This is a genomic window from Methylobacterium sp. OAE515, assembly GCF_041806315.1.
Taxonomy (GTDB): Bacteria; Pseudomonadota; Alphaproteobacteria; order Rhizobiales; family Beijerinckiaceae; genus Methylobacterium; species Methylobacterium tardum.
Genome location: NZ_JBGMUV010000001.1, coordinates 389,482 through 401,926 on the forward strand (window position 1 = coordinate 389,482; position 12,445 = coordinate 401,926).

Annotated in this window: 12 protein-coding genes, 1 tRNA gene and 1 other RNA gene; 7 read left to right on the forward strand and 7 right to left on the reverse strand. The window is 69.4% G+C overall.

Annotated elements, in window-relative coordinates; translation table 11 throughout:
• Positions 1 to 222: 222 nt before the first annotated feature.
• Positions 223 to 1,071: a porin family protein gene (locus tag ABIE45_RS01875; protein ID WP_192710226.1), complete on the reverse strand. Its 849-nt coding sequence runs from the start codon at positions 1,069 to 1,071 to the stop codon at positions 223 to 225.
• Between the two features lie 306 nt (positions 1,072 to 1,377).
• Between ABIE45_RS01875 and tuf the strand changes: the two genes are divergently transcribed.
• The 6 genes from tuf to rplA all read left to right on the forward strand — a co-directional run bounded on the left by tuf (position 1,378) and on the right by rplA (position 5,326).
• Positions 1,378 to 2,568, forward strand: coding sequence for an elongation factor Tu (tuf, locus tag ABIE45_RS01880; RefSeq protein ID WP_192711805.1), 1,191 nt, complete (start codon positions 1,378 to 1,380; stop codon positions 2,566 to 2,568).
• Between the two features lie 202 nt (positions 2,569 to 2,770).
• Positions 2,771 to 2,847: transfer RNA gene (locus ABIE45_RS01885), tRNA-Trp, on the forward strand.
• Between the two features lie 198 nt (positions 2,848 to 3,045).
• Positions 3,046 to 3,342 carry a preprotein translocase subunit SecE gene (gene secE, locus ABIE45_RS01890; RefSeq protein WP_056526345.1) on the forward strand — a complete coding sequence of 99 codons (297 nt, stop codon included), beginning with the start codon at positions 3,046 to 3,048 and terminating at the stop codon, positions 3,340 to 3,342.
• 73 nt (positions 3,343 to 3,415) lie between these two features.
• Positions 3,416 to 3,949 (forward strand): transcription termination/antitermination protein NusG, encoded by a 534-nt coding sequence (gene nusG, locus ABIE45_RS01895; protein ID WP_012320778.1) that lies wholly within the window; start codon positions 3,416 to 3,418, stop codon positions 3,947 to 3,949.
• A 217-nt stretch (positions 3,950 to 4,166) separates the two neighbouring features.
• The gene (rplK, locus tag ABIE45_RS01900) at positions 4,167 to 4,616 is read left to right on the forward strand and encodes a 50S ribosomal protein L11 (RefSeq protein ID WP_043348285.1); all 450 of its coding nucleotides are present in this window, start codon (positions 4,167 to 4,169) and stop codon (positions 4,614 to 4,616) included.
• 11 nt (positions 4,617 to 4,627) lie between these two features.
• Positions 4,628 to 5,326 (forward strand): 50S ribosomal protein L1, encoded by a 699-nt coding sequence (gene rplA, locus ABIE45_RS01905; RefSeq protein WP_192711268.1) that lies wholly within the window; start codon positions 4,628 to 4,630, stop codon positions 5,324 to 5,326.
• Between the two features lie 384 nt (positions 5,327 to 5,710).
• On the opposite strand, the gene ABIE45_RS01910 is transcribed toward rplA, so the two are convergent.
• The 6 genes from ABIE45_RS01910 to ABIE45_RS01935 all read right to left on the reverse strand — a co-directional run bounded on the left by ABIE45_RS01910 (position 5,711) and on the right by ABIE45_RS01935 (position 12,017).
• Positions 5,711 to 7,261: a DegQ family serine endoprotease gene (locus ABIE45_RS01910; RefSeq protein WP_192711267.1), complete on the reverse strand. Its 1,551-nt coding sequence runs from the start codon at positions 7,259 to 7,261 to the stop codon at positions 5,711 to 5,713.
• Between the two features lie 115 nt (positions 7,262 to 7,376).
• Positions 7,377 to 8,342 carry a protease modulator HflC gene (hflC, locus tag ABIE45_RS01915; protein ID WP_192711266.1) on the reverse strand — a complete coding sequence of 322 codons (966 nt, stop codon included), beginning with the start codon at positions 8,340 to 8,342 and terminating at the stop codon, positions 7,377 to 7,379.
• On the reverse strand, positions 8,339 to 9,514 hold the full coding sequence (hflK, locus tag ABIE45_RS01920; protein WP_192711265.1) for an FtsH protease activity modulator HflK: 1,176 nt from the start codon (positions 9,512 to 9,514) through the stop codon (positions 8,339 to 8,341). The genes hflC and hflK overlap by 4 nt, the downstream gene beginning before the upstream one ends.
• Positions 9,515 to 9,797: 283 nt before the next feature.
• The gene (locus ABIE45_RS01925) at positions 9,798 to 10,289 is read right to left on the reverse strand and encodes a dihydrofolate reductase (RefSeq protein WP_192711264.1); all 492 of its coding nucleotides are present in this window, start codon (positions 10,287 to 10,289) and stop codon (positions 9,798 to 9,800) included.
• Entirely contained in the window at positions 10,286 to 11,080 is a 795-nt protein-coding gene (locus tag ABIE45_RS01930; protein WP_192711263.1) for a thymidylate synthase, read from the reverse strand. The genes ABIE45_RS01925 and ABIE45_RS01930 overlap by 4 nt, the downstream gene beginning before the upstream one ends.
• 79 nt (positions 11,081 to 11,159) lie before the next feature.
• Complete coding sequence (locus ABIE45_RS01935) at positions 11,160 to 12,017, reverse strand: type II CAAX endopeptidase family protein (protein WP_192711262.1); 858 nt, start codon at positions 12,015 to 12,017, stop codon at positions 11,160 to 11,162.
• On the opposite strand from ABIE45_RS01935, the gene ssrA reads away from it, so the two are divergent.
• Positions 12,009 to 12,391: a transfer-messenger RNA gene (gene ssrA, locus ABIE45_RS01940) on the forward strand. The two genes, ABIE45_RS01935 and ssrA, sit on opposite strands and share 9 nt — an antisense overlap.
• Positions 12,392 to 12,445: the final 54 nt, after the last annotated feature.

Here is a 12,445-nt window from a genome sequence, read left to right on the forward strand (position 1 = left end):
CACCGGACACCCGGTATGTTTCGGTATCACGTCCAGGGAGGCAAGGGGCGGGCCGCTTCGCCGCAGGGTCGTGGCCGTTTCCGCCGCCGAGGCGGGACCGCGCGGTCGAGCCGCCGGTCGGGGGACAGGGCCCGCATGAAAAAGGGCGCGCGCCGGTTCCGGCACGCGCCCTGAGAGATCCGCCCGGGCCGTTAGGCGTCCGGGCGATCCGATTCGTGGCTCTTACAGGCCGCCGAACTTGTAGTTGAAGCCAGCGCGGACGATGCTGCCCTCGGTCCGGAAGCGCGAGATGTAGCCCGAGCCGACGCCGACGCCCGGGATCGCGCCGACGAGCACGTTCCGGCTGCCGAGATCGTAGTGGACGTACTCGGCCTTGACCGTCAGGGCGTCGTACTTCAGGCCCAGATACCGGCCCACCGCGAAGGTGTTCAGGAAGCTGTCGGTCGGCAGCGCGAACTCGATGCCGCCGCCGTAGGCGAAGCCGGTCTCGAAGTCGTCGTGGCGGCCGGCGAAGGCGAGGGCGCCGGTGGGCGAGAAGAAGTTCGCGTCGTAGGACACGTTGCCGTAGGCAAGGCCGCCCAGGCCGTAGACCATGACACGGTCGAAGGCGTAGCCGACACGGCCCACGAGCGTGCCGATCCAGTCGGTGCTCTGCCGGAAGCTGCTCAGCGCACCGGTGCTGCCGAGGTAGGCGCGGTTCTTGGCCAGATCGGTCCAGTCGATGCTGTTGGCGATGCCGACCACGATGCCCGAACCCGGGGTGAACTGGTAGTTGAAGCCGGCCGTGCCGCCGATGTTGGCGAAGCCGTCATCGGAGATCCGGGTCGCCGCCGGGCGGGCGCCCGTCGCCACGTTGGCGGCGTTCACCGGCGAGATGCCGACCGTGGTGATCCGCTGGCTGTCGGTGAAGGTGTAGGCGGTCTCGAGACCGCCGTAGAAGCCCGTCCAGGTGAAGACCGGCACCGGCGTGAACACCGGCGGCGGCGCGGCGCGGCGCGGCAGGTCGGCGGCCGAAGCGGCGGTCGCGACCAGGGTCGAGGCGGCGGTGGCGAGGAGGAGCTTCTTGATCATGGTGGCGAGATCCGACGTTTCGCGTTGTTGCCCGCAGTTAAGCTCGGCCGCACTAATCCCGCTATGCCCGCAATGCCACACTGTGACCTGAAAGCGCCCGAACACTGCCGAGGACTGCTATCGCCCCGTGCACGATTCGCCCTCGGCGCTTGACAGCGGACCGCCCGCCAGACGCGCTTCGCGCGCCAGAGCTTGATCGCGGGCGGCCGACCCTCTAAGCGGACCGCGCTTTTCGCCCCGTTCCGAGTTCGGGGCGGCCGAGTCAATCCGGGGCACCGATCCGGTCCCCGCGCAGGAACGGGAATCATGGGCAAGGAAAAGTTCTCCCGCACCAAGCCGCACTGCAACATTGGCACGATTGGCCACGTTGACCACGGCAAGACGTCGCTGACGGCGGCGATCACGAAGGTTCTGGCGGAGTCGGGCGGCGCGACGTTCACGGCCTACGACCAGATCGACAAGGCACCGGAGGAGAAGGCGCGCGGGATCACGATCTCGACGGCGCACGTGGAGTACGAGACGCAGAACCGGCACTACGCGCACGTGGACTGCCCCGGCCACGCCGACTACGTGAAGAACATGATCACGGGCGCGGCGCAGATGGACGGCGCGATCCTGGTGGTGTCGGCGGCCGACGGCCCGATGCCGCAGACCCGCGAGCACATCCTGCTGGCGCGTCAGGTCGGCGTTCCGGCGCTGGTGGTGTTCCTCAACAAGGTCGACATGGTCGACGACGAGGAGCTTCTGGAGCTGGTCGAGCTGGAGGTGCGCGAGCTCCTGTCGAAGTACGATTTCCCCGGTGACGACATCCCGATCACCAAGGGCTCGGCGCTGATGGCGCTGGAGGACAAGGAGCCGAAGATCGGCAAGGAGGCGGTCCTGGCGCTGATGGCGACCGTGGACAGCTACATCCCGCAGCCGGAGCGTCCGATCGACCTGCCGTTCCTGATGCCGATCGAGGACGTGTTCTCGATCTCGGGCCGCGGCACGGTGGTGACGGGTCGCGTCGAGCGCGGGATCGTGAAGGTCGGCGAGACGGTCGAGATCGTCGGCATCCGCGACACGCAGACCACGACGGTGACGGGCGTGGAGATGTTCCGCAAGCTGCTCGACCAGGGTCAGGCGGGCGACAACGTCGGCGTGCTGCTGCGCGGCACGAAGCGCGAGGACGTGGAGCGCGGCCAGGTCGTGTGCAAGCCGGGTTCGGTGAAGCCGCACGCCAAGTTCAAGGCCGAGGCGTACATCCTGACCAAGGAAGAGGGTGGCCGTCACACGCCGTTCTTCACGAACTACCGGCCGCAGTTCTACTTCCGCACGACGGACGTGACCGGGATCGTGACGCTGCCCGAGGGCACCGAGATGGTGATGCCGGGCGACAACGTGACCATGGACGTGGTGCTGATCGTGCCGGTGGCCATGGAGGAGAAGCTGCGCTTCGCCATCCGCGAGGGCGGCCGCACCGTCGGTGCCGGCGTCGTCGCCGCCATCAACGACTGAAGCCCGATCCGGGGCGGCGTCCTGTGCCGCCCTGCCCTGCCCTGCCGCGCCGGTCCTCGTCTCGACGGGGGCCGGCGTCGCCGTGTTGGGGCGGTGACACGGTTTTTCGGCGGGGCAGCGCCGCGACCCCGCATCCGGAGCGCCCCTTCCCGCACGCAGCCTCTTGCAAGCCGAGCCCCGATGAGGCATTGGGCGGTGCGCTAGGAGTGTAGCTCAACTGGTCAGAGCGCCGGTCTCCAAAACCGGAGGTTGCGGGTTCGAGTCCCTCCACTCCTGCCAGATTCCCGGCCCGTCAGAGAACCTGCCCGATTGCGCGCGGCAGCCCGGTCGACAAGCCGGGGGAGTTGCGCTAGAGCGGGCGCAATCCGAGATCTGAAGCGACCGTCGGTGCGGGCCCATCCGGGTCCTCGGCGCCGATATTCGCATTCCCGGATGCGGTCTCTGCCTCGGGGCCGAACACGCACAGACACTGGCGCCATGGCATCGAACGAAGCGACCAAGAAGGTGGACCTGGTGCGCGGCGCAGCCCGCGGCCCCGCGAACCCGCCGCCGGCCCGGCCGGCGACGCCGGCGCGCGCGCCGCAGAAGCGCGCCACGCCGGGCGAGTTCTTCGCGCAGGTCCGCGACGAGGCGCGCAAGGTCACGTGGCCGAGCCGCCGGGAGACCACGATCACGACGATCATGGTCTTCGTGATGGTCGTGGCCGCCAGCCTGTTCTTCACGGTCGTGGATCAGGCCCTGCGCTTCCTGGTCGGCCTGATCCTGGGCGTCTGAGTCGGAGGCGTCGGAGGGCGGCTCGCCGCCGGTCGGGGGAGACCCCGCGGACTTGTCGGAGTTGAACGGAACCGTGTCGAAGCGCTGGTACATCGTCCACGCCTACTCGAACTTCGAGAACAAGGTTGCCCAGTCCATCAAGGACCAGGCGGCCCAGCGCGGGCTGACCGAGCTGTTCGACGAGGTGATGGTCCCGACCGAGAAGGTCGTGGAGGTTCGCCGCGGCCGGAAGGTCGACGCCGAGCGCAAGTTCTTCCCCGGCTACGTCCTGGTGAAGTGCGACCTGACCGACGAGGTCTACCACCTCATCAAGAACACCCCGAAGGTCACGGGCTTCCTCGGCGCCGACAAGTCGAAGCCGGTTCCGATCCCCGATGCCGAGGCCGAGCGGATCAAGGGCCAGGTCGCCGAGGGCGTCGACCGGCCGAAGCCCTCGATCTCCTTCGAGATCGGCGAGACCGTCCGGGTCGCCGACGGCCCGTTCGCCAGCTTCAACGGCACCGTCGAGGAGATCGACGACGCCCGCTCCCGCCTCAAGGTGGCCGTGTCGATCTTCGGCCGCGCGACCCCGGTGGAGCTGGAATACGCCCAGGTCGAGAAGGCCTGAGCCTCCTGATTTCGGCGGCCCTGAAGCCGCCCCGTCCTTCCGGCCGACGCTGAGCGGCGGCCGCGAGCTTGCCCCATCCTCCTGAGGCTGGGGCATCATCCGCGGGAGATCCGCCCGGCCTCGCCTCCGGGATCCACGGCTCGCACCGCGACCTGCAACCGTCCGACCCGCCGCGCTTCAGGCCGCGTGGGGGCGGATTCTCATTGGGAGCAGTCCCATGGCGAAGAAGATCACGGGCTACGTGAAGCTTCAGGTCCCGGCCGGCGCGGCGAACCCGTCGCCGCCGATCGGCCCCGCGCTCGGTCAGCGCGGCCTCAACATCATGGAATTCTGCAAGGCCTTCAACGCGAAGACCGCGCAGATGGAGAAGGGCACCCCGATCCCGGTGATCATCACCGCGTATCAGGACCGTTCCTTCACCTTCGAGATGAAGCAGCCCCCGGTCACCTTCTTCCTGAAGAAGGCCGTCGGCCTGAAGCTCGGCAAGAAGCCGGCCTCCGGCTCCAAGACCCCCGGCAAGGGCCCGACCGTCGGCAAGATCTCCGAGGCGCAGCTGCGCGAGATCGCCGAGAAGAAGATGCCCGACCTCAACTGCGACTCGATCGAGTCGGCCGTTGCCATGATCCGCGGCTCCGCCCGGGCCATGGGCCTTGAAGTCACGGCCTGAGGGAGGACATCATGGCTAAGGAAGGCAAGCGCATCCGCGCCGCCCGCGAGGGCATCGAGGTCACCAAGCTCTATCCCCTCGACGAGGCGATCAAGCTGGTGAAGGAGCGGGCGACCGCGAAGTTCGACGAGACCGTCGAGGTTTCGATGAATCTCGGCGTCGACCCCCGTCACGCCGACCAGATGGTCCGCGGCGTCTGCAACCTGCCGAACGGCTCCGGCCGGACGGTGCGCGTGGCGGTCTTCGCCCGCGGCGCCAAGGCGGACGACGCCAAGGCCGCGGGTGCCGACATCGTCGGCGCCGAGGACCTGCTGGAGATCGTGCAGAGCGGCAAGATCGACTTCGATCGCTGCATCGCGACCCCCGACATGATGCCGCTGGTCGGCCGTCTCGGTAAGGTGCTGGGCCCGCGCGGCCTGATGCCGAACCCGAAGGTCGGCACCGTCACCATGGACGTGAAGGGCGCCGTCGCCGGCGCCAAGGGCGGCTCGGTGGAGTTCCGCGTCGAGAAGGCCGGCATCGTCCATGCCGGCGTCGGCAAGGTCTCGTTCGACGCCGACAAGCTCGTCGAGAACATCAAGGCCTTCGCGGACGCGGTCGCCAAGGCCAAGCCCGCGGGCGCCAAGGGCACCTACGTCCAGCGCATCGCCGTCACCTCGACGATGGGCCCGGGCGTGAAGGTCGAGCCGAACACGGTCCTGACCGCTTAAGGCCAGACAGATCAGCCACGCTGCGGAACGCCCGGCCGGAAGCGGCCGGGCGTTTTCCGTTTCGGATGGAGCGACTGGCACACCGCCACATCCTGGCGACCCGCCAGACAGGGATGCTGGCGATCGGCTCCGCGGCCAGCTTGGCGACGGGTTCGGGAGCACCGCCCCGGCACGCGCGCTGACCGCGTGATCGAGGCGGCGCGGATGCGGCTTGACGGCGGATCGGCGCGGCTGCGTGTGCCAGAACGCATGATCGGCGCGGGCCTTTGAAGCCCGCGCCGATCAGACATTCGATCCCGTGCGGCGAGCGCGTTCCGAACATCGGGCCCGATGAGCCGCGTCCCGCGGCTTCGACAGTCCCTCGGAGGTCGTTCCTGACGTCGCTCAGTCCAACCCGATGGCGACGAAGCGCACGTCGCCCGTAGCGCTCGCCACGAGCAGCAGGACCGACTTGCGACCCTCCTTCTTCAGGGCGTCGACCCGCTTGGTCACGTCGGCGGGGGTGCTCACCGCCTCCTGGCCGACCTCGACGATCACCTCGCCGGGCTGGATCCGCTTGTCGGAGGCCGTCGAGTTCGGATCGACACGGGTGACGACCACGCCCTTCACGGTGTCCTTGATGGAGTACTTTTTGCGCAGCTCGTCGGTGATGCCGGACAGGTTGAGGCCGAGCGCCTGACGGGTTGCGCTCTCGGGCTCCGGCTGGCGTAGGTTGGCGAGCTGCGGCTTGTCGCCGTCCTCCAAGCGGCCGAGGGTGACGGCCTTCGTCACCTCCTCGCCCTTGCGCATCACGACCACGTCGACCTTCTGGCCGACCGGGGTCGAGGCGACGATGCGCGGCAGGTCGCCGGACGCCTTCACGGGCGTCCCGTTGAACTTCACGATCACGTCGCCGAGCTCGATGCCGGCGGTTTTGGCCGGACCCTTCTCGTCGACGCCGGCCACCAGCGCGCCGCGCGCGCCGCCCTTCAGGTTGAGGGCTTCGGCGGTGGCGTCATCGACGTTCTGGATGCGCACGCCGAGCCAGCCGCGGCGGACCTCGCCGAAGTCGCGCAGCTGGTCGATCACGGGCTTGGCCGTGCCCGACGGCACCGCGAAGCCGATGCCCACCGAGCCGCCGGTGGGCGACAGGATCGCCGTGTTGATGCCGATGACCTCGCCGTCCATGTTGAACAGCGGACCGCCCGAATTCCCCTTGTTGATGGCCGCGTCGGTCTGGATGTAGTTGTCGTAGGGTCCGGACTCGATGTTCCGGCCCCGGGCCGAGACGATGCCGGCGGAGACCGAGCCGCCGAGCCCGAACGGGTTGCCGATGGCGATGACCCAGTCGCCGGGCCGCATCTTGTCGGAATCGCCGAACGGCACCGCCTTAAGGGGCCGGTCGGCCGTGGGCTTCACCCGCAGCACGGCGAGGTCGATCTTCGAATCCTTGCCGACGATCTCGGCCTTCAGCTTGGTGCCGTCGTGCAGGATGACCTGAATGTCGTTGGCATCGCCGATGACGTGGTTGTTGGTCACCACGAGGCCGGCGGCATCGATGATGAAGCCGGAGCCGAGGGAGTTCGACTTGCGCTGCTGGCGCGGCGTGTCGTTATCGCCCCGCTCGCCACCGCCGCCGCCGCCGCGACCGCCCCGGCGGTTGAAGAATTCCTCGAACAGGTCCTCGAAGGGCGTACCCGGAGGCACCTGCGGCCCGGCGCGGTTGCTGCGCGCCTCGACCGTGGTGGAGGCCGAAATGTTCACCACTGCGTCGGTGACCTGCTCGGCGAGGTCGGCGAGCGAGGCCGGGCCCTTGGCGAAGGCCGGGACCGGAAGGGCTGCCGTCGCCATCGACGCGCCGACCAAGATCGACGCCATCAGCGCGCGGGCACGTGAGCGGGGTTGCGCCTTCGCGCGGCCGAAGGACGCCTCGGGGGCGCTCGCGACGGGGTGCATGATCGACCTCTTCAAGAACGCGTTTCCGGCTCTGCGGACATCCGACCGGATGTCGGACGCCCGCCAATGTTGTCGCAAGGGGTGTCGGCGCACCAGCGCGCCGACACGCACCCGGTCAGCGCCCTGCTCCGGCGGTGGAGCCGGTGGTAGCGCTCGGATCGGCGGGTCCGCGCGCGGGACGCGCCGCCGCGGCGGCCGCCCGACCCTGCGGATCGCTGAAGTAGCGGAAGAAGTCCGAAGTCGGGCTGATCACCAGCCGGGTGTCGGAGCCCTTCAGACCAACTTCGTAGGCCTGCATCGACCGGTAGAAGCTGAAGAAGTCCGCATCCTGACCGAACGCGTCCGCGAGGATGCGGTTCTTGTCCGCGTCGCCTTGTCCGCGCAGCTGCTCGGATTTCTGCGTCGCCTCGGCGAGGATCACCGTGACCTCGCGGTCGGCCTTGGCGCGGATCGTGGCGGCGATCTGGTCGCCGTTGGCGCGGATGTCGGCGGCCTCGCGCTCGCGCTCGGTCTTCATCCGCTTGTAGACCGCGGCCGAGTTCTGCGCCGGCAGGTCGACGCGGGTCATGCGCAGATCGACGATCTCGATGCCGAGCGCCTTGGCCTGCCGGTTCACGTCCTCCTGGATCTGGTGCATCAGCTGCCCACGATCGGTCTTCACGATGGCGTCGCGGGTCGAGCGGGCCAGCACGTTGCGCAGGCCCGAATTGGTGAAGCTCGCGAGCCGCTGGTTGGCCAGCCCGATATTGCCCACCGCCTGGTAGAAGCGCAGCGGATCGAGGATCCGGTAGCGGGCGAAGGCGTCCACCTCCAGGTTCTGCCGGTCGGCGGTGAGCACCGTCTGCACCGGCAGGTCGAGGTCGAGCACGCGCTTGTCGAAGATCACGACGTTCTCGACGAACGGCACCTTGAAGTAGAGGCCGGGCTTGTCCTCGCCGGTGGCGTTGAGGACGGCGCGGACGCGGCCGAACTGCAGGACCAGCGCCTGCTGCATCTGGCCGACGGTGAAGATCGAGGCGTAGAGCCCGATCGCGACGATCGCCGCGATGGCGATCAGGCCGGTGCGGAGCGCCTGCTTCATCGGGCGGCTCCCGTCTGGCTCTGGACCCGGCCGCCGAACTCGGCGAGCGGCAGCACCGGCAGCACGCCGGCGGCCGAGGCCGTGCCAGGCTGCGTCCCGTTCTGATCGATGATCACCTTGTTCACGGAGCCCAGAACCTTCTCCATCGTCTCCAGGAAGATCCGCTCGCGGCTGATCGCCGGGGCGGCCTTGTAGGAGGCGTAGACCTCGCTGAAGCGCGCCGCCTGTCCGGTGGCGTCGGCGGTCGCCTTGGTCCGGTAGGCCTCGGCCTGCTGGACGATCTGCGACGCACGACCCCGGGCCTGCGGCACTTCGCGGCTGGCGTAGGTCTTGGCCTCGTTCTGCGCCGTGTCGGCGTCCTGCTGGGCCGCGTTCACGTCGATGAAGGCGGGACGCACCTCCGGCGGCGGGTTGACCGAGACGAGCTGCACCACCTCGATGCGCACGCCGGCACCGTATTCGTCCAGCGCCTTCTGGACCATCTCCTTCACCTCCTGAGCGATGCTCGACTGCTCGTTGGTGAGGATCGCCTGGATGTTGCGGCGGCCGATCACCTCACGCATCGCGCTCTCGGAGATCGCCTTGATGGTGCCCTCCGGGTTCTGGAGGTTGAACACGAAGTCGGAAGCCTTCAGCGGATTGATCCGCCACTGCACCTCGAAGTCGAGATCGACGATGTTCTCGTCGCCGGTGAGGATCAGGCTCTCGTCGGGCACGTCGCGGTTGCGGCCCTGGCCGCCGGGGCCGGAGCGGAAGCCGATCTGGATCGAGTTCTGCGAGCCGACGTCGGGCTTGACCACGCCGCCGATCGGATAGGGGAAGTTGTAGCGCAGGCCCTCGCCCTTGGTGCCGACGTAGCGGCCGAAGATCGTCTCGATGCCGACCTGACGAGGATAGACGGTGTAGAAGCCGGTCGCGAGCCAGACCGCCACGGCGAGGGCCGCGATCACGGCCGCGCTGCGACCGCCGCCGATGCCCGCGGAACCGCCGCCGCCACCGTAGCCGCCGGTGCCGCCACCGCCGGGGATCAGGCCGCGCAGCCGGTCCTGCCCGCGCCGGAGCAGGTCCTCAAGGTTCGGCGGCGTCTTGCCGCCGTTGCCCCAGGGTCCGCCGCCGTTGCCGCCGGGCCGGCCCCAAGGGCCCCCGCCGCCGCTCTGATTGCTCCAAGGCATCCTAGCCGTCGTCTCCTGCCTGTCCGCGCCCGACCCGAACCCCGGCCGACGCCCCCTGCGTGAACGGCCACGCTCGCCCGCCTAGTCCCGGCCTCAAGCATCGGCCGCGATGCGGCCTTGTCCTTGAGGCCGGCCTAAGCGCCTGACCGCACGCATCTTCCCGCAGGATGCGGGCGCCCGCAGGGGCATGCGCACTTCACAGGCACCTGCGGGCGTGCGCCCCATGCTGTCAAGGCTGGCAGGTGGGCACGCGGAGCGCGGAAGGCAAATGCGGCGGCGCGCCTCAGCGGATGCGCTCCCAGTCGACGAACGCGAAGGCGTGCTCGTCGCGCGGTCCGGCGGGATGCGCCTCGCGGAACGTTTCCCGGAACTGCGCCCGGTCGAAGGCCGGGAACCGCACGTCGCCGTCCGGCTCGGCCGCCACCTCGGTCAGATGCAGCCGGTCGGCCTGCGCGAAGGCGAGTGCGTAGATCTCAGCCCCGCCCACCACCATCAGCTCGGTGCCCGCGGCCGCCGCCAGCGCGGCCTCCCAGTCGTGGACAACCTCGGCGCCCTCGGCGCGGAAGCCGTGGTCCCGGGTCAGGACGAGCGTGCGACGGCCGGGGAGCGGCCGGCCGATCGAATCCCAGGTGCGCCGGCCCATCAGCATCGGCTTGCCCATGGTTAGGGCCTTGAAGCGCTTGAGATCGCTGGACAGGTGCCAGGCCAGGCCGTTGTCGCGGCCGATGACGCCGTTGCGGGCGACGGCGGCGACCAGGGCAATGGACGTGATCATACCGCCACCGGGGCCGCGATGGCGGGATGCGGCTCGTAGCCGTCGATGGCGATGTCCTCGTACCGGAAGGCGAAGAGGTCGCGGACCTCCGGGTTGAGCCGCAGCTGCGGCAGCGGCCGCGGGGCGCGGGCCAGCAGGGTCCGGGTCTGCTCCAGGTGGTTCCGGTAGAGATGGGCGTCGCCGAAGGTGTGGACGAAGTCGCCGATCCCGAGGCCGGCCACCTGGGCGATCATGTGGGTCAGGAGCGCGTAGCTCGCGATGTTGAACGGAACGCCCAGGAAGGCGTCCGCCGAGCGCTGGTAGAGCTGGCAGGAGAGCCGCCCCTCGCTGACGTAGAACTGGAACAGGCAGTGGCACGGGGCGAGCGCCATCCGGTCGAGGTCGGCCGGGTTCCAGGCCGAGACGATCAGGCGGCGGGAATCGGGGTTGCGCCGGATCTCGTCGAGCACCCAGGCGATCTGGTCGACCGTGCCGCCTCCGGGCTTCTCCCAGGAGCGCCACTGCCGGCCGTAGACCGGGCCGAGATCGCCGTTCGCGTCGGCCCACTCGTCCCAGATCGTCACGCCGTTCGCCTGGAGCGCAGCCACGTTGGTGTCGCCCGTTAGGAACCAGAGCAGCTCGTGGATGATCGAGCGTAGGTGCAGCCGCTTCGTGGTGACCAGCGGGAAGCCCGCCGACAGGTCGAAGCGCATCTGGTGGCCGAACACCGACAGCGTGCCGGTGCCGGTCCGGTCGTCCTTGGCGACGCCCGCGTCGAGGATGCGCCGGAGCAGGTCGTGATAAGCGTCCATGGCCCATTCCTGCGCGTCGGCGCGCCGCCCGGCAAGTTCGCCGCCGGCATATGTCCACCGCCGTCCCGCATCATGGTGATCAGCCCGGCCAGAGCAGGTAGGTCACCAAGGCGAGGTTCGACCAGCCGTGCAGGGCGATGCCCGGCCACAGCCGGCCGGTGCGCCAGCGCAGCCAGCCCAACGCCAGGGCGAGCGGCAGCAGCGAGACCGGCCGGGCGAGCCCCCAGGACGAGATGTGGGCGGCGGCGAAGATGATCGCAGTGACCAGGATCGCCCCAACAGGCCCCACCGCCGCGCTGGCACGGGCGAAGGCCTCGCCGCGCAGCAGCAGCTCCTCGGCCACGGGCGCCAGAATCGCGAGATAGACGAGCCAGGCCGCGATGGCGGCCTGGCTCATGAACGGCGACAGCCGCACGTGCTGGCCGAAGCTTGCGCCGAACAGCTCCGCCGTGCCGGTCACCCAGGCGATGTGCAGAACCGGCCAGACCAGGAGCAGGCCCAGCAGCGCGACCGGCCGCATCCCGTTCGGGCGCTCGCGGTCCAGGGCGAGGCGACGCCGCCAGCCGGACCGGTCGCGCCACCACGCGCCGCCGAGCACCAGGGCCGCGAGGAAGACCTGGCGCAGGGCGTCGATCGCGAAGGCTCGGTGGGCGAGTTCCACCGCGCCGAGAAACGGGCGCCGCTCCGGGGGCAGGAACGGGTCGATCCCGTTCCACAGGTCGAAGCCGACGCGCACGGCAGCCAGCGACAGCAGGCTCGCCGCGCCGAGATAGAGGATCACGAGGGCGACCAGGGCGCCGAGACGCCAGGTCGCCGCCCAGGCCCGGTCGAGCGGCCCGCGGTGGTCGAGGCCGGCGGCGCGCGACTGCGCACTTCCGGCAACAGCCTCGTCCGGAGGCTCCAAATGAGACAGCGACGCGACACGATCGGGCTTCAAAACCGGACCGATCCCCTCTATATCTTGGGAGCCGGTCGCGAGGCCGGCTATGGCGATAAACGTTCTTCGCAATAAACCTATCGGACCCGGGGGCGGTACCCGGCGCCTCCACCTGAACCCAGGACATGCTGCCGCAAGGCGCGTGACCGCGAGCCTGGGTTCCGGCGGGGGCGAAATAGGATCGACGAGGGCGTAAAGGTTGGACTTTCGCTCGGCATGGTTCCGCCGTTATCGGGCCTTTGCAATAGTTGCCAACGACAACTTTGCTCCGGTGGCGGTGGCCGCGTAAGCGGTCCCCAATACCGACCTAAAGACCTAGCGGGTAGCACCGCATAGGCGGGGTTCGGAGGCACCTGGCAACAGAAGCCTCCACTCATTCCTCGGTCCGGCCATCCGCGGCGGGGCGCCGGGCAGACCGGGCTAGAGCG

What these genes read in the sequence shown, in the direction of transcription:
- rplA (WP_192711268.1), top strand. Translation starts at nt 4,628, where the DNA reads ATGGCTAAGGAAGGCAAGCGCATCCGCGCCGCCCGCGAGGGCATCGAG.
- ABIE45_RS01875 (WP_192710226.1), bottom strand. Translation starts at nt 1,071, where the DNA reads ATGATCAAGAAGCTCCTCCTCGCCACCGCCGCCTCGACCCTGGTCGCG.
- ABIE45_RS01925 (WP_192711264.1), bottom strand. Translation starts at nt 10,289, where the DNA reads ATGATCACGTCCATTGCCCTGGTCGCCGCCGTCGCCCGCAACGGCGTC.
- secE (WP_056526345.1), top strand. Translation starts at nt 3,046, where the DNA reads ATGGCATCGAACGAAGCGACCAAGAAGGTGGACCTGGTGCGCGGCGCA.
- hflK (WP_192711265.1), bottom strand. Translation starts at nt 9,514, where the DNA reads ATGCCTTGGAGCAATCAGAGCGGCGGCGGGGGCCCTTGGGGCCGGCCC.
- ABIE45_RS01910 (WP_192711267.1), bottom strand. Translation starts at nt 7,261, where the DNA reads ATGCACCCCGTCGCGAGCGCCCCCGAGGCGTCCTTCGGCCGCGCGAAG.
- hflC (WP_192711266.1), bottom strand. Translation starts at nt 8,342, where the DNA reads ATGAAGCAGGCGCTCCGCACCGGCCTGATCGCCATCGCGGCGATCGTC.
- rplK (WP_043348285.1), top strand. Translation starts at nt 4,167, where the DNA reads ATGGCGAAGAAGATCACGGGCTACGTGAAGCTTCAGGTCCCGGCCGGC.
- tuf (WP_192711805.1), top strand. Translation starts at nt 1,378, where the DNA reads ATGGGCAAGGAAAAGTTCTCCCGCACCAAGCCGCACTGCAACATTGGC.
- ABIE45_RS01930 (WP_192711263.1), bottom strand. Translation starts at nt 11,080, where the DNA reads ATGGACGCTTATCACGACCTGCTCCGGCGCATCCTCGACGCGGGCGTC.